Below are 16,043 nucleotides of genomic sequence, written 5' to 3'. Positions count from 1 at the left end.
CCCGGAGGGTACACATGACGTTGCGAGGAGTGCAGTTCGTCTCAGATGCCGAAGGCAATCGCACGGGGGTGCTGATCGACCTGAAGCGGCACCGTAGAGTGTGGGAGGATTTCTACGACATCATGGTGGCAGAAAGCCGCGCGCGCGAGCCTCGCGTCGATTGGAAGACGGTGCGAGAGCGCTTGCTGAAGAAACACGCTCGCCGTGACTGACTACCGCGTTGTCCTTTCGCGCCCAGCCGAGCGCGACCTCGATGCCGTTCCGGCCGCCCTTCATCCTCGGCTGGTGAAGGCGATCGACGATCTGGCCATCAACCCACGGCCGCGTGGGGTGCGCAAGCTACGCGGTGCCAAAGACCTCTGGCGCATTCGCCTCGCGGAGTACCGCATCATTTACCGAATCGACGACGCACGCCGGCTGATCGATATCAGCCACGTTCGGCATCGCAAGGACGCCTATCGCTAGGCGCAATGCCGGCCCATGAGCGCATTGAACCCCGGCTCGATCGTTCGTTGCCGTAACCGCGACTGGGTGCTGCTCCCCAGCGACAATCCCGAATTGATACAGCTTCGCCCGCTGACCGGCGCCGACGACGAAATCGTCGCCCTGCAGAAGCAGCTCAGCGACTTGATCGGCTACACGATCCCGGAAGAACGCGTCCAACCAGCCACCTTTCCGCTGCCGACGGTGAACGATCTCTCCGACGCGGCCTCGGCGCATCTGTTGTGGCAGGCGGCGCGGTTGACGCTGCGGGAAGGCGCGACGCCATTTCGTTCGCTCGGTCGCGTTTCGATCCGTCCACGCACGTATCAGTTCGTTCCCTTGCTCATGGCGCTGCGGCTCGATCCGGTTCGGCTGCTCATCGCCGATGACGTTGGCGTTGGCAAGACCATCGAGGCGCTGCTGATTGCTCGCGAGTTGCTCGATCGCGGCGAGATCAAGCGCGTGTGCGTGCTGTGCCCGCCGTATCTGTGCGAGCAATGGCAGACGGAGCTGCAAGACAAGTTCAGCCTTGAGTCGGTGCTGATCCGCTCGGGGACCGTGAACCAGCTGGAGCGGCGCAAAACCAGCAACGAGAGCATCTACCGCCACTATCCGATCCAAGTCGCCAGCATTGACTTCGTGAAGAGCGATCGGAACCGTCATCTCTTTCTGCTCGATTGCCCCGAGCTGGTCATTGTGGACGAAGCCCATGGCTCAGCGTCAGCGACGAATTCGAGCGCTCAGCATCAACGCCATGAGCTGGTAGAAGAGTTGGCTGCGAATCAGAACCGCCACGTGATTTTGCTGACGGCGACGCCGCACAGCGGTGTCGAGGCGGCGTTTCAGTCCCTGCTCAGCCTCCTGCGTCCCGAGTTCGCCGATTGGCAGGTCGGTCAGCTGACCGAGCCACAACGCATCGAGCTGGCGCGCCACTTTGTCCAGCGGACGCGCCGTGACATCGAACGAGACTGGGAGGGTCAGCACTGCTTTCCGACCCGCGATCCGGCCGACGAACCGTACGCGCTCTCACCCGGCTACCGGGAGCTGTTCTCAAGGACCTATGGCTTCTGCTCAGAGATGGTCCGTACCGGCCAGACTCTTGCGAGACGCCAACAGCGGGTCCGCTACTGGGCTGCGCTCGCACTGCTCCGCTGCGTGATGTCGAGCCCCGCTGCTGCCGTCGCGGCGCTGGAGAGACGTCACGACGGCGGCCTGGAAGTGGACGAAGAGACCGAGTTTCAACGGTACGTGTTGGAGCCGACTGATGAGCAACCGAACGACGGTGCACCAACCCCGGCGGTTGAATCTGCCGAGGCCACGTTGCCGGAGACCGAACGGCGGCAGCTGCGTGATCTCGCCCGTCTTGCGGGTCGGCTGACACATGACGCCGCCGACACCAAGCTGGCCCGTTGCACTGAGATCGTTGCGTCGTTGCTGCGAAACGGTCTTCACCCCATCGTGTGGTGCCGGTACATCGCTACCGCCGACTACGTCGCGACCGGTTTGCAGCGTGCGTTGCGCAGCGAGTTCAGAGAAGTCCGTGTCGTTGCCGTGACCGGCACCCTTGGCGATGACGAGCGGCGCGTCAAGATCGACGAGCTGGCGCAAGACAAGTGCCGTGTCCTGGTCGCGACCGACTGCCTCAGCGAAGGTATCAACCTGCAAGACGCCTTCAATGCCGCTCTCCACTATGACTTACCGTGGAACCCCAACCGGCTCGAACAACGAGAGGGCCGCGTCGATCGCTTCGGACAACGAGCGCCGACGGTCAAGACAATTCGTTTCTTTAGTCCGGAGAATCCCGTTGATGGCGTCGTGCTCGACGTTCTGCTGAACAAGGCACGCGAGATTCACCGCACGCTCGGCACACATGTCCCCGTGCCCGCAGAAAGCGAGACGGTCACCCAGGCCGTTTTGAACGCGTTGTTCTTGCGACGGGGTCGGGAGACGCCGGCGCAGCAACTGCAACTCGCCTTCGATCTGCCGGAGGTGAACAACCTGCATCGCCGCTGGGACCTCGATGCTGCGCGGGAGAAAGAAAACCGCACGCGCTTCGCGCAGCGCGCGTTGAAGCCCGACGAAGTTCGGCGCGAGTTGGAAGCAACCGACGCGGTGCTCGGTGATCCCGAGGCGGTGCGCAGCTTCGTGCTGAACGCAGCGCAGCGAATTGGTCTGAGCATCACTCCTGACCGCCGCACCGACGTCTTTCGAATCGCCGGCACCCCTGAGGCGCGAGCCACGTTGCCGGCCGCGATCGACTTCGTCCTGCCGAAGACCAAGTCCGGTCACTGGCCGGTCAGCTTCGTCTCCCCAACGCCGGAAGGCGCCGAGTACCTCGGCCGCAACCACCGCTTCGTCGCCACCTTGGCGCAATTCCTGATGGAGGAGGCGCTCACGAAGGCCGGTGCCGCGCGCGCGACGCGCTGTGGAGTCATTCGCACGCGCGCTGTCGAGCGGCTCACCACTCTCTATCTGCTGCGCGTGCGCTTCTTGGTCGAGCAACCGGAGCGCACGCCGCTATTGGCCGAGGAGGTGCAGGTCGTCGGGCAGTCGGGCGTCCCGGAGAATCCCGCGTGGTTGTCGGACGACGACGGGTTGCGATTGCTCGAAGCCGCTCAACCCGACGCGAATGTTCCGATGGCGGAGAAGCAAGAGCTGACGCGCCGTGCTTTGGATGGCTGGGCGCGCGTCGCAGCCGCGCTGCCCGATCGCATTCAGCAGCGCGCCGAGGCACTGGCTGAGGCGCATCGCCGCATTCGTCAAGCGGTTTCGCTCAAGGTGCGCGGCTTGACGGTGAAGCCGCAGTTGCCGCCGGATTTGCTCGGATTGTTGGTACTGACGCCCGCTGTCTTGTAAGGCGGTTGCGTTGCGGCGAAGGGAATTTCATACTTCTGGACATGAAGGCAGCCATTGCGGACACCCGGAAGCGAAAAGCCGAAAAGCGGCGGCTCAAGGGCCGCCCGAAGCAAACGGCACACCGCGATGATGGCTGGGAACGCTGGGTTGGGTTCTGTAAGCAACGCTTCGATGAACTTGGCTTCAGGTCTGGCGATGAATTCATCGAGGCAATTCGCGGAAGAGAAGGAGCCGTCTCCATGCGTGCAGCAAGCATACAATTGAGTGCGAAAGGCCAGCGCCTTGTGACCGAGCTCGCGCGTGAGTGCCGCAAGCCGGTGGGAGAAGTAATCGATGCGGCGCTGGAGACATACCGGCGCGAGCGGTTCGTCCGCAAGGCGAACGCCGATCTCGCCCGGCTCCGTCGCGACAAGAAGGCGTGGGCAGCCTACCAACGCGAGCTGTCGGAGTGGGATGCCACTCTGAACGACGGGCTCGCGGGACTCGACTGACCCGTGGCGTCGCGCCCTTCACCCGCCCGCGGTGAAGTCTGGCTGGTCGACCTCGCCCCTACGCGCGGGCGGGAGCAATCGGGCCAGCGCCCGGTTCTCGTGCTGTCGATCAGCGAGTTCAACCGCGGGCCGGCCGACTTGGTTGTTGTCCTGCCAATCACCTCGACCGTTCGCCCCATCCGCTTTCACGTCCGGGTGGATCCACCTGACGGCGGTTTGCGGCAGCCGTCGGACATCATGTGTGAGAACGTCCGGGCGATCTCCAAGGGGCGCTTGGTCCGGCGCTGGGGCGTGTTGTCTGAGGCTGCGATGGGCCAGGTCGAAGACCGAGTGCGTGGCATCTTGGGTCTGTGACGCGAAGACAGCGAGACACGGAGATCGGAAGACACGGAGACGCGGAGAGGGGAGATGGGGAACATCCGGTCGTTCAAGGAACTCACCGTCTGGCAGCGGGCGATGGATGCGGCGATGGATATCTTTCGCCGGACACGCGAGTTTCCACCGGAGGAGCGATTCTCATTGACCGACCAGATCCGGCGGTCGTCACGCTCCGTAGCCGCGAACATTGCCGAAGCGTGGCGGAAACGCCGCTATCGCGCTGCGTTTGTCAGCAAGCTGAACGACGCCGAAGGCGAAGCTGCCGAAACGCAAACCCACGTCGAGATCGCCTTACGCTGCAGCTATTTCAACGCCGACACTGCTGCCAGGCTAGACGGCGCGTACGAAGAAATCCTCGCGATGCTGACCACCATGGCCGCTCATCCAGAGCAATGGACGATCCGATGACCTTATGCCTCTCCGCGTCACCGCGTCTCCGCATCTCCGCGTCTTCTTCAGAGCGTGTCTCCGCGTCTGGGTGTCTCCGTGTCTTCTTCTAGCTTTCCCTCTGTTCGCATCGAAGGCGGTCTGCTTGGACCCGATCTCCTCGATCAGCTCGTAGCCGGCGATCTCCCGGGCCAACGCCCCACCGACTTCGGTCTGGAGGCGAGACGGAATCTGACCGACGAGATCGCCGCCGCCTTCGCCGACGCGCGCGCGCTGTGGGGCGTCTTCCAACACCGCCGGGAACGTTTGCCTGAAGGCGACCCGGGCACCACGGTCACCCGCGACGCGTGGATGGTGCCGTTCCTCGGCCTCCTCGGCTACGAACTCATCCGCCACCCCCGCGCGCTCGAAGTCGACGGCCTGACCTTTGCGGTTTCCCACGGCGCCGGCCTTGCTGGTCGAGACGCGGAGACGCGCGGGCAAGACGCGGAGAACCCGCCGCCCCGCTCCGCGTCTCCGCGTCTCGAAGTCTCCGCGTCTGATTTCCCTCCCGTGCACATCGTCGGCGCCGGGCAAGAACTCGGTCGCGTGCCCGCCAGCGGACGGCCGCGCCTGGCGCCGCATTCGCTGGTGCAGGAGTACCTGAACCGCACCGAGCACGTCTGGGGTCTCGTCACCAACGGTCTGACGCTCCGCCTCCTCCGCGACTGCACACTCGTGCGGCGCCAGGCGTACGTCGAGTTCGATCTCACCGGCATCTTCGAGGAGCAACGCTTCCACGACTTCGCTGCGCTGTATCGGCTATTGCACCGCACACGTCTCCCGCGCGGGATGGCCGACGGTAGCGACTGCCTGCTGGAGAAATACTACAGCCACAGCGTCGAGCAGGGCGGCCGCGTGCGGGATCGGCTGCGCGATGGTGTCGAGGAGTGCATCCAGCGTCTCGCCAACGGATTTCTGCGCCATCCGGTGAACGACGAACTGCGCCAGCGCCTCCTTGTCTCCGCGTCTCCGCGTCTGCCAGTCTCCGCGTCTCCTCTGTCCGCGGAAGACCTCTACCGCCAGATCCTCCGGCTCGTCTATCGGTTCTTGTTCCTGCTTGTCTCCGAGGACCGCGGGCTGCTGAGCCCCGACCCGATCTACCGCGAGCATTACGGCATCGCGCGCCTGCGCCGCCTGCTCGACAGCCGCGCCGCGTACAGCGATCACGACGACCTGTGGCAATCGCTGCGCGTGCTCTGGAAGGCGCTCAGCGACGAGAAGCTCGCCGCCATTCTGCAACTCGCTCCGCTCAACGGTGAGCTGTTCGCGCCGCAAGCGCTCGACGGCTTCACGCTCAGCAATCGCGATCTGCTTGACGCTTTCTGGCGCCTGGCCTGGTATCAGGAGAGCCCGTCGGCCGCACCGCGCCGCGTGAACTATGCCGCGCTCGACGTCGAGGAACTCGGCTCCGTCTATGAGAGCCTGCTCGATTTTCATCCGGCAGTGGACTCCGACGCCGCCGGGCAACCGGTCTTCGCGCTGCTCGCTGGTTCCGAGCGCAAGACAACCGGTTCGTACTACACGCCGCCCCAGTTGGTGAACGAGCTGATCCAGTCCGCGCTCGAACCCGTCATCCGCGACCGGCTCGCGACCGTGAGGCAAGACACGGAGACGCGGGGACACGGAGACGCGGATACGGGCGGGGTCTCCGCGTCTTTCCCAGAGGAAGCGATCCTCTCCATCCGCATCTGCGATCCGGCCTGCGGGTCGGGGCACTTCCTCCTCGCCGCCGCGCGGCGGTTGGGGAAGGAGCTGGCGCGCGTGCGCACCGGCGAGGACGAGCCCGCACCCGAACGCACGCGCGAGGCGACGCGCGAAGTCATTGCTCACTGCATCTACGGCGTCGACAAGAATCCGCTCGCCGTCGACCTGTGCCGCGTCGCGCTGTGGTTGGAGAGCCACACCGGCGGCAAGCCGCTCACCTTTCTCGATCATCGCATCCGCTGCGGGGATGCACTGGTGGGCGTCTTCGACCTGCGCGTGCTTGAAGCGGGCATTCCGGACAAGGCGTTCGAACCGTTGGAAGGCGACGACAAGGTTGCCGCCCGCCAGCTTGCCAAGCGCAATCGCGACGAACGTCGCGGCCAACACGATCTTTTCGCGTGGAGCCCTGGTGCTGCCCTCGCCGGTCTCACGCAGCACAGCCGCGAGGTCGACGCGATCGGCGACGATACGCCCGACGCGATTCGTCGCAAGCGCCGGCTCTTCGAGGAGAGTCACGCCGATCCGGCGTGGCTCCGGCAACGGGAAGCCTGCGATTTGTGGACCGCGGCCTTCTTTCAGCAGTTCGCGACCAATGTACCGGCCATCACCTCGGGCGTGCTCGCTGACCACCTTGCCGGCCGCGCGATCGACGCGCGTCTGACCGGCATGGCACTCGATCTGTCGACGCGGTACCGCTTCTTCCACTGGCCGCTCGAATTCCCGGAAGTCTTTGCCGAGCATTCCCTCTCCGCGTCCCCGCGTCTCCCCGTCTCCGCGTCTGGCTTCGACGTGGTCCTCAGCAATCCCCCCTGGGAGCGCGTGAAGCTGCAGGAGCAGGAGTTCTTCGCCGCGCGCGACGCCGCGATCGCTACCGCACCGAACAAGGCCGCGCGCGCACGCCTCATTCGCGATCTGCTGCAACGCAATCCGCCGTTGCATCGCGAGTTCGTCGAGGCGCTGCGGGCCGCGGCCGGCGCCAGCGCATTTCTGCGCCACAGCGGCCGCTGCCCGCTCACCGGCCGCGGCGACATCAACACCTACGCCGTCTTCGCCGAGACCATGCGCCAGCTCATCGCACCCAACGGCCGTCTGGGATGCATCGTGCCCTCGGGCATCGCGACTGACGATACGACGAAGTTCTTCTTCGCCGATCTCATCAGCACCGGGGACTTGGTAAGCCTCTTCAGCTTCTTCGAAACTCGGCGCATCTTCATCGGCACCGACAGTCGCAACCCATTCTGCCTGCTCACGAGCGCAGCCGCCGCGGGTCGGGGCGCCAGGGCGGCGGAGTTCGCATTCGATCTGCGCTCACCCGATGAGCTGCGGGCGCCTGACCGCCGCTTCACCCTCAGCGCCGCCGACATCGCCCTGCTCAACCCCAACACGCGCACCTGCCCGGTGTTCCGCAGCGTGCGCGACGCCGAGCTGACGAAGGCCATCTACCGCCGCGTACCGGTGCTGGTCAGGGAAGACACGAGACAAGACACGGAGACGGCGAGATACGGAGACGCGGAGAGGGGTGGGGGCTCCGCGTCTTCCGCCGACCGCGTCTCCGCGTCTTCTTCAGAGAACAACCCCTGGGGCGTGTCGTTCATGAGGCTGTTCGACATGTCGAACGACTCGCACCTGTTCCGCACGCGGGCGCAGTTGGAAGCCGAAGATTGGCGGTTGGAGGGCAACGTGTTCGTGGGCCGCCCCCTCTCTGACTCTCCCCCGTTGCCGGAAGCCCGCCCTGAGCAAGGTCGAAGGGTGGCAACAGGGGAGAGGACCTTGTCGCGGTACCTGCCGCTGTACGAAGCCAAGATGATCCATCACTTCGATCATCGCTTCGGCGACTACGCGGATAAGCCGGCAGGTTCCGAAAGCACAGCGTTGCCCGAGGTGCCGCTGGAGCACTTGCAGGACCCGGACTACGTCGTGCTGCCGCGCTACTGGGTGCCGGGGAGCGAAGTGGAGGCACGGCTGCGCGACCGCTGGGAGCGTGGCTGGCTGCTCGGCTGGCGCGACATCTGTCGCAGCACCGACGAGCGCACGGTCATCGCCAGCGTCCTGCCGCAGGTGGCGTCCGGCGACACAGTGCTTCTGATGCTGCCGAGTGAAGACGCACTCACCAAGGCGGGATTGTGTGCCGCATGCCTCGACAGCTTCCCGCTCGACTTCGCTGCGAGACAGAAGGTCGGTGGCACACATCTGAAGTATCACGTGTTCAAGCAGCTCCCGGTCCTTGCGCCGACAACCTACGAGCAGCTGGTACCCTGGCTGCCGCACGAGCGCGTGCGTGACTGGCTGCTGGCGCGCGTCCTGGAGCTGACCTACACCGCGTGGGACCTCGCCGCCTTCGCGCACGACTGCGGCTACGACGGTCCGCCGTTTCGCTGGGACGAAGCCCGGCGCTTCCTGCTGCGCTGCGAGCTGGACGCGGCGTTCTTCCATCTCTACCTCGGCACCGCGGACGAATGGGGTGCACAGCCGGCCGAGTTGCTGCGCCACTTCCCAACCCCACGCGACGCCGCCGCCTACATCATGGACACCTTCCCCATCGTCCGGCGCAAGGACGAAGCGCAGTACGGCCTGCCTGCCGAAGCCTCCTCCCTCCGTAGCTGTGCTACTGCGGAGGACGGGTCGGCGCAGGCAGGCGAGTACCGCACCAAGCGCGTGATCCTGGAGATCTACGACGCCCTGCAGCGCGCCATCGCCACCGGCGTGCCGTACGAAACCCGCCTCGACCCTCCGCCCGCCGATCCGCGCGTAGCGCACACGGGGAAAGACGACGCACGTCGCACAGTACTCGCCGACCTCGCTACAACCGTGCGCTCCATAGAGACCAAGACCAGGGCTCGAGGCGGAGCCATGATCCGATTGCCCCTCTATGATCTGCGGGCTGCGGCCGGTCCGTTTGAGGAGGCGCAAGCGGTGGGTTCGGCCACGCAGGTTCTCGTGCGCACTTCTCAGCCGTACCAACAGGGGGCGGGCAGGTTCTATTTCGTCGCACAGGTCACCGGTCGCTCCATGGAGCCAGAAATCCCAGACGGCGCGTACTGCCTGTTTCGGCGTCCGGCGAGCCTCCGCAACGGCACACGAGTCCTTGTGAGACGCCAGCAAGCTGAAGACCCAGAACGCGGCGGCCGCTTCGTTGTGAAGGAGTGCCGCCAGGGCGAGTCGGGAGATCCTGCGCGGCTAATTTCTCTGAATCCCGAGTTCCCAACCTTTGCCGCCACCGAAGATGACGTCGTTGACGCCGAGTGGGTAGAAACGGTGGAGCGTGTCGATGATACGGACGCGGAGGCAAACCAATGACCGAAGATGAGGTAGCAGAATGGCGACGGCATCTCGCCGACGTCCTCAAACACCACAACCTGGGGTGGGTCATCGAGCAGGTCGAGCAACACTTGCGCCTTGGGAAAACGACGGAGGAAGAGATTCAAACGTTTGGCGAGAGGTATTCACCTGCGGGCTCAGGTGAACGTCGGTCTCTCTCCCTACCTCCCGTGACGTATCCTCGTGGTCGAAAGGCGAGATTCCTCAGCACACGAGAGTATGAAGCTCGCGAGGCGTTGAAGGTATGGATCGACGCTATGGAGGCGGCAATCGCCGATACCGCCGAGATGGAAGCAGAACTCCGGAGCCAGTTTTCGCAAGGGCCACAGATGGAGACGACCCTCGTTCGCGAGGGTTCCGAACCGACCGTTAGAACCATCAGCCACGCCGAGGGGGCAACTCGCGCTGACAGTGCCGGCAAGCTGCGGAGACTCCTCCAGGAGCTGAAGGGCGAGGTGTGACGTGCCAGTCCGCGCAGGCATGTTGAACGAGATACGCTCCGCGGTGGGCGCCGCGCTCGTGCCCAATCTCACCAACGCATCGGCCGCCGCAGACATCTTCGAGGCGTACACCTTTTCGATCGTTCTCAGGGCGGCAGTAGATGAGGGGGCTTCCGTCACGTTCGAGAACGTTGATGGAGCGCGGACAAACGCTCTCACGTTCCGAACCAGCCCAGGACACATCTGGTCCCCAACACGGCCGTATACCCACGCGGTCGTGCAGTTTCCTGGCAAGCCTGAGCTTGAGGCCCATCTTGGAGTTTTCGTGACCGGGAAATCCGGCGTCCTGCACGAAGCCGACGTTGCCGTCCTCTCGCGGGTCGAAGCTGCTACTTGCCGCCAGAACCGAGTGGCTCCGAGAAGCGCGTCGCTCATCCTGACGGTCGAGTGCAAGTTCTACACGACCAGCCTGGGCCTTGGCCTCGCACGCGGGTTTCTCGGCCTTTGCACGGATTTCACGGCTGACCGCTGCTTCTTTGTGACCAACACCAACTCGGATTCGGCAGAACGCCTCCTTGCCCACCAGAAGAGAAGGTGGGAGCACCGAGTCGTACCGTCGGAACCTGTACCCACAAGTCGGCTGAAGAGCTCCTTCCAGGAGGCGTTCAAGAACTTCAAGGCGCGCTGAGGATCTGCCTGAGGACTGCACCGACGCCGACATCGCCCGCTTGCGCGAACTACACGCCGCGATGGATCGCGCCATCCTCGCCTGCTACGGCTGGACCGACCCTTCGACAGGCTCAGGGCAAGCTCTTGATCTTGGCCACGGCTTCCACCAAAACGAGCGCGGCCAGACGCGGTACACGATCAGCCCGACCGCGCGGCGGGAGTTGCTGCGGCGGCTGCTAGAGCTAAATTTGGAAATCGCTGCGCGAGAAGCCGGTGGATATTGTGAAGCGTGACGGTGTGCGGAGACGGCCTTTACTTGACCCCGGCGGGGCCTGGGAGCAAAGTCACCTTGTGCGAATTGAAATGTGACCGGAATTTCGCTCATGGTCGAACAACCTGTTGCCGACAGTCCGCGTCTCCCCCATCAGCGAGAACTCTTCATCGGCTTGGTCGGTGCTGTGGGAACCGACCTGCAGGCGGTCTCGGACGCGCTCCACGAAGCACTTGAGGTGCTCGATTACACCGTGGTGCCGATCCGAATCAGCACGCTCCTGCACGGCATCACAAAGTGGGCAGGACTCGCCTCCACCCAGTTTGAAGATGAGCGGATCCAGCAGCACATGAATGCGGGTGACGAGCTGCGTGAAATGATCGGCACGGATGCGGTTGCGTTGCTCGCCGTAACCGCCATCGCCGATGCCCGTGACAGCCTGACCTCGAGTCCGGGCTCTACCCCGCCACGTGTTGCGTACGTGCTCAATTCCCTCAAGCATCCGTCCGAAATTACCGCGTTGCGTGAACTGTACGGCCCGGGCTTTGTCCTCGTGGCTGCGTACGCCCCGCGCGAAGCGCGGATCACCCGCTTGGCGTCACGCATCGCAGCTTCTCGAAATGCAGCCCAATCTCAGGCTTTCCGGCAGCAGGCAGAAGCGATCAATCAACGCGATGAAGCCGACGTAGAGAAGCCGTTTGGCCAGAACGTCCGTGACACGTTTCCGCTTGCAGATGCCTTTCTCGATGCCGGTGACGCCGACGCGCTCCGGCGGTCGGCCGCCCGGCTCATCGAACTACTGTTCGGTCACCCGTTCCATACGCCGACGCGGGACGAATACGGGATGTACCTCGCGAGCGCGGCAGCATTGCGCTCCGCGTCGCTCGGCCGACAAGTCGGCGCGGCAATCGCCACTTCAGACGGCGACGTTGTCGCCCTGGGCACAAACGAGGTTCCGAAAGCGGGCGGGGGCCTGTACTGGGAAGGAGACAGCCCCGACCAACGCGACTTCCAACTGGGGTACGATTCGAACGATCGGATCAAGCGGAGCGTTTTCATCGACATCCTCGAGCGCCTCAAGACCGCATCATGGCCCGACCCTGACGGGGCGAGTGGGCTCTTGGATACTTTGATCACGCAAACGCGCGCCGACGACGATCCGCCTCATATGAAAGGTGCACACTTTCTGAATCTCATCGAGTTCGGTCGCGTGGTTCACGCGGAGATGGCTGCGCTCATGGATGCCGCCTCGCGGGGAGCGGCCGTCAGGAGCGCAACTCTGTATTCGACCACGTTCCCTTGTCACGACTGCGCCAAGCACATCGTGGCGGCCGGTATTCGGCGAGTGGTGTACGTCGAGCCCTATCCGAAGAGCTTGGCTCCTGACCTCTATCTCGATTCGATCGCTGTGGACGCGACGCCGAGCAGCTGTGAGGGGCACGTGCAGTTTCGGCCATTCGTCGGGGTTGCGCCGAGGCGGTACATTGATCTATTCACGATGCCCGCGCGTAAAGAGAAGGGAAAGCGTGTGGAGTGGAAGAAGGCTGCGGCGACCGTGCGATTCCCGTCCGCCGTTGGGTACTTGGAGCGAGAAAAGGCGACAGCCACGGAGTTTCTCAAGCGACTCGTGGAGAAGGGGTTGAGATATGAGCGCACAAAGGGAGGCGAAAGGAATGCTTAGGCCGGGATGGCTGGGGCGCCAACTCGAGAAGGCCGCGCAGGAGGTGAAGAACTGGCCTGAGAGCATGCGCCGAGAATACGGTGTTGAGGATGTGGATGCTGTGCTGGCAAAGGCGCGAAAGCAAAGCGGAGAGACCGACGACTGAATCCGGGGCAACGGAGGCGGTCTCGCGGCAGGCTCCGCGAGCGCGTGCGGCGTCACTTGGCAGGTCCACAAGACACGAGAATGACCGCATCGTCGTCGCCGCCCCGGTACGACCAGGTACACGTGAAAGGGCCGGCAGTGGCTCGACGCGCTTGCCGCCGAAGCCATCGAGTTGACGGGGCCGACGAGCTGATGTCCGGACCGGATTACTCGAACCGCCCGTCTGACCCACGAAGAAGAGCATCGTCCAGCGCAAAGACGAAGCCCAGTTCGGCCTGCCTGCCGGAGGCCCGGCGCAGGCAGGCGAGTACCGCGCTCCGTCGCCGAAGCTATGGAGCGTAGGCGACACCAAGCGCGTGATCCTGGAAATTTACGACGCGATGCAGCGGGCGATCGAAACCGGCCAGCCGTACGGAACCCGTCTCGACCCACCGCCAGCCGACCCGCGCGTGGCGCACCCGGCCGAGGCTGCGTAAGCAATTCGCAATCGCCGGCGCGGCAGGGTAGACTCACGTCAGCGCGAGGCTTCACGGATGAATGAGGAAGAGCTCCTGGAACGCATCACGGTGAATCCGAAAATCTTTGGCGGGAAGCCGCTCGTGCGCGGCCGTCGGCTCGCGGTTGAGCACGTCCTTGGCATGCTGGCCGCGGGTGATAGTCCCGAAACGCTGCTCAAGGGCTACCCGTGGCTGGAGGCCGAGGATATTCGCGCCTGTCTGCTCTACGCGCGACGCCTGGTTGCCCATGAGCGCGTCGAGCCTGCAATCGTTACCGATCACGAATGAAGCTGCTCCTGGACGCCTGTGTCTGGGGTGGTGCAGCCGAGGTTGTGCGCGCTGCGGGGCACGACGTCGTGTGGGCCGGCGACTGGGCGGAAGACCCCGGCGACGACGAAATCCTCGTCATCGCCCGCCAGCAGCAACGAATCGTCGTTACGTTGGACAAGGACTTCGGTGAGCTGGCGATCATCCGTGGCCACTTGCACTGCGGAATCATTCGGCTGGTCAATCAAGCCGCCACACGACAAGCGGTCGTGTGTCTTCGAGTTCTCGAACAGTACCAGGCTGACCTGCAACGGGGTGCCATTATCACCGTCGAGCCTGGCCGCGTGCGAGTCCGGCCTCCCCAAGCCCCGACATCCGGCGAGTGAGCTGAGGCCATTCGCGCCGACATCGCCCGCCTGCGCGAGCTGCACGCCGCGATGGACCGCACCATCCTCGCCTGTTACGGCTGGACCGACCCTTCGACGGGCCTAGCGCGGGCTCGCGCCCGCAACCCAACCATGAGATTCATCTTCCGTCATGCCCGCAATTTGTTGGCGGGCATCCATGGGCGGCGGGCTTGGGATGGATTCCCGCCAGACGATCGCGGGAATGACGGACGAGGCGTTGTGCGAGATTCTGCGCACCACGGCAAGACTTTCGGTCATAGTAGTTCAGGGCAGGCTCTCGACCCTGGCCACGGCTTCCACCAAAACGACCGCGGCCAAACCCGCGACACCCTCGGCTCCACCCACCGCCCGGCGCTGGCATCCGCTCGGCCTGCTCGTATATGCTTACCGACATGAGCGCTCGCGACCAGATCCTTGCTACGCTGCGTCGGCAGCACGAGCTGCTCAGCGCCCGTTATCCCATCCATCGCTTGGCGCTGTTCGGGTCGTGGGCGCGTGGTGATGCGCGCGAAGACAGCGACGTCGACGTCCTCGTGGAGGTTGACGGCTCCATTGGGCTGCGGTTTGTCGACCTCGCGGACGAGATTGAGCAGGCATTGGGCCGCCACGTCGATCTGGTTTCCCGGTTTCCCGCCGCGCGATCAAACCGGCCCTGTGGAAGCGTATCGAGCCCGAGCTCATCGATGCCTAAGCGGGACGCCGATCTCCTCATCGACGACATTCTCGCGGCGATCGAGAAGATCGACAGCTATACGCGTGGCGTCACCCGCGAGGCGTTCCTCGCGGACCACAAGACCATCGACGCCGTCGTGCGGAACCTCGAAATCATCGGTGAGGCCGCACGTCGCATGCCCGCCGAGTTCGTCACCGCGCATCCGGACATCTCGTGGCACCGGATCGCGGGTTTTCGAAACCGCATCGTCCATGAGTACTTCGGCCTTGATCTCGACATCGTCTGACATCGAGCGCGATCTGCCGCAGCTCAAGGCGCAGCTGCCACGCCCAGGTGCCTCGACGTGAGCAAATCACGTGGGAGGCGGGAGCCAGGCATACCCTGACGACTCGCTGCGATGGCTTGTCGGGACGTGGACATGCTGAAAGACATCGTTGCGGCGAAACCCCCGCTGCTCCCGCAGTGCGCCTGACGGAGGAGTAGGTTCGAGAGCGATACCCCAGGCAATCCGTGGCCAGTGCCGACTGGCTTCCTGCACGCGGGCGCAACGCAACCCCGCCCCGGAGCACGCGGACCGTGCCCCGGGCAGGGTTGCTCGTAAGCGCCCCCTATTTCCCCCATTTGAGCAAACTGTCCACCGCGAGCATGTCCGGGCGCAGGCGGCTGGTGTTGTACTCGGAGATGTTGCCTTGAGTGCCGGTGCCGGTACCGACGCCGGCGTGATCGCTGCGGTCGTCAATGTCCATTTGTACGCACGTGTTGTAGTAACGGTGCTTGCCGTCCGGCGACCACGCCAACGATGAGTCGGCCAGAGAAAGCTTCCAATACTCCCCGGCGCGGTTGTAATTGACCTTGTAGTAAAAGAGGCCGTTCTCGCGATCGGCGTAGATGACCTGACGGCCGTAATTGTAGTACGGGTCCTTGGGGAAGGCTTCCACCACCCACACCGGCCGCTTGACCCAGATCATGTTGGTCATGGCCCAGGGCGCGCCGGTCCAGCCCGGGGTCTCGTAGCCGAACTTGGCGCCGAGGAAGTCCTTGCGCAAGATCCACGAGGTGCCGCCGTCGCCCTCGGGCCCGGCGACCAGCGGCACCGGGTCGGGCAGCGCCGTTTGCACCAAGATGTCCTGCTGGCCCACTAGCTTCCAGCTCATCGACTGGTTCTTGCCGTACCACACGTAGGCGTCGTCGGAGGTGTCCTTCCGGTGAGCATGCATAGCTCGATTTTCCCGGGGCGATCGGTTGCGACCGGGCCACCGAGACGGAGCGACGGATCAGCGGGGTGGGAACCGGCTGCGCCGCCACCGGTCAGCGCGGCGGGTCGGGGCCGGTGTT

13 protein-coding genes and 2 pseudogenes are annotated in these 16,043 nt (G+C 64.4%); 14 read left to right on the top strand and 1 reads right to left on the bottom strand.

Going from position 1 to position 16,043, the window contains the following annotated elements:
• Positions 1-14 precede the first annotated feature (14 nt).
• From HY699_13735 to HY699_13670, 14 genes and pseudogenes are all read left to right on the top strand, one after another.
• On the top strand, positions 15-212 hold the full coding sequence (locus HY699_13735; GenBank protein ID MBI4516866.1) for a hypothetical protein: 198 nt from the start codon (positions 15-17) through the stop codon (positions 210-212).
• Positions 205-465, top strand: a complete 261-nt coding sequence (locus tag HY699_13730; GenBank protein ID MBI4516865.1) for a type II toxin-antitoxin system RelE/ParE family toxin — start codon at positions 205-207, stop codon at positions 463-465. The genes HY699_13735 and HY699_13730 overlap by 8 nt, the downstream gene beginning before the upstream one ends.
• Positions 466-480: 15 nt before the next feature.
• Positions 481-3,339, top strand: a complete 2,859-nt coding sequence (locus tag HY699_13725; protein MBI4516864.1) for a DEAD/DEAH box helicase — start codon at positions 481-483, stop codon at positions 3,337-3,339.
• Positions 3,340-3,578: 239 nt separating this feature from the next.
• Positions 3,579-3,830, top strand: coding sequence for a toxin-antitoxin system protein (locus HY699_13720; GenBank protein MBI4516863.1), 252 nt, complete (start codon positions 3,579-3,581; stop codon positions 3,828-3,830).
• 3 nt (positions 3,831-3,833) lie between these two features.
• Entirely contained in the window at positions 3,834-4,184 is a 351-nt protein-coding gene (locus HY699_13715; protein MBI4516862.1) for a type II toxin-antitoxin system PemK/MazF family toxin, read from the top strand.
• 54 nt (positions 4,185-4,238) lie between these two features.
• The gene (locus tag HY699_13710) at positions 4,239-4,616 is read left to right on the top strand and encodes a four helix bundle protein (protein ID MBI4516861.1); all 378 of its coding nucleotides are present in this window, start codon (positions 4,239-4,241) and stop codon (positions 4,614-4,616) included.
• 285 nt (positions 4,617-4,901) lie between these two features.
• Positions 4,902-9,638, top strand: coding sequence for a hypothetical protein (locus tag HY699_13705; protein MBI4516860.1), 4,737 nt, complete (start codon positions 4,902-4,904; stop codon positions 9,636-9,638).
• Entirely contained in the window at positions 9,635-10,120 is a 486-nt protein-coding gene (locus HY699_13700; protein ID MBI4516859.1) for a hypothetical protein, read from the top strand. Before HY699_13705 ends, HY699_13700 begins: the two co-directional genes overlap by 4 nt.
• Positions 10,121-10,139: 19 nt before the next feature.
• Positions 10,140-10,787, top strand: a complete 648-nt coding sequence (locus HY699_13695) for a hypothetical protein (GenBank protein ID MBI4516858.1) — start codon at positions 10,140-10,142, stop codon at positions 10,785-10,787.
• 346 nt (positions 10,788-11,133) lie between these two features.
• Positions 11,134-12,720: a hypothetical protein gene (locus tag HY699_13690; GenBank protein ID MBI4516857.1), complete on the top strand. Its 1,587-nt coding sequence runs from the start codon at positions 11,134-11,136 to the stop codon at positions 12,718-12,720.
• A 677-nt stretch (positions 12,721-13,397) separates the two neighbouring features.
• Positions 13,398-13,649: a DUF433 domain-containing protein gene (locus tag HY699_13685; protein MBI4516856.1), complete on the top strand. Its 252-nt coding sequence runs from the start codon at positions 13,398-13,400 to the stop codon at positions 13,647-13,649.
• The gene (locus tag HY699_13680) at positions 13,646-14,014 is read left to right on the top strand and encodes a DUF5615 family PIN-like protein (protein MBI4516855.1); all 369 of its coding nucleotides are present in this window, start codon (positions 13,646-13,648) and stop codon (positions 14,012-14,014) included. Before HY699_13685 ends, HY699_13680 begins: the two co-directional genes overlap by 4 nt.
• A 401-nt stretch (positions 14,015-14,415) precedes the next feature.
• Positions 14,416-14,673 (top strand): annotated as a pseudogene (locus HY699_13675) (nucleotidyltransferase domain-containing protein).
• 45 nt (positions 14,674-14,718) lie between these two features.
• Positions 14,719-15,055, top strand: a pseudogene (locus HY699_13670) (DUF86 domain-containing protein).
• A gap of 261 nt (positions 15,056-15,316) precedes the next feature.
• Here the strand turns inward: HY699_13670 and HY699_13665 are convergent.
• A complete protein-coding gene (locus HY699_13665) occupies positions 15,317-15,925 on the bottom strand; it encodes a DUF1329 domain-containing protein (protein MBI4516854.1) in 609 nt (202 codons plus the stop codon).
• Positions 15,926-16,043: the final 118 nt, after the last annotated feature.

Source organism: Deltaproteobacteria bacterium, assembly GCA_016210005.1.
In the GTDB taxonomy this organism is placed as follows: domain Bacteria; phylum Desulfobacterota; class Binatia; order HRBIN30; family JACQVA1; genus JACQVA1.
Note: the sequence above shows the minus strand (reverse complement) of the source record. Positions and strands in the feature narration are given on the sequence as shown.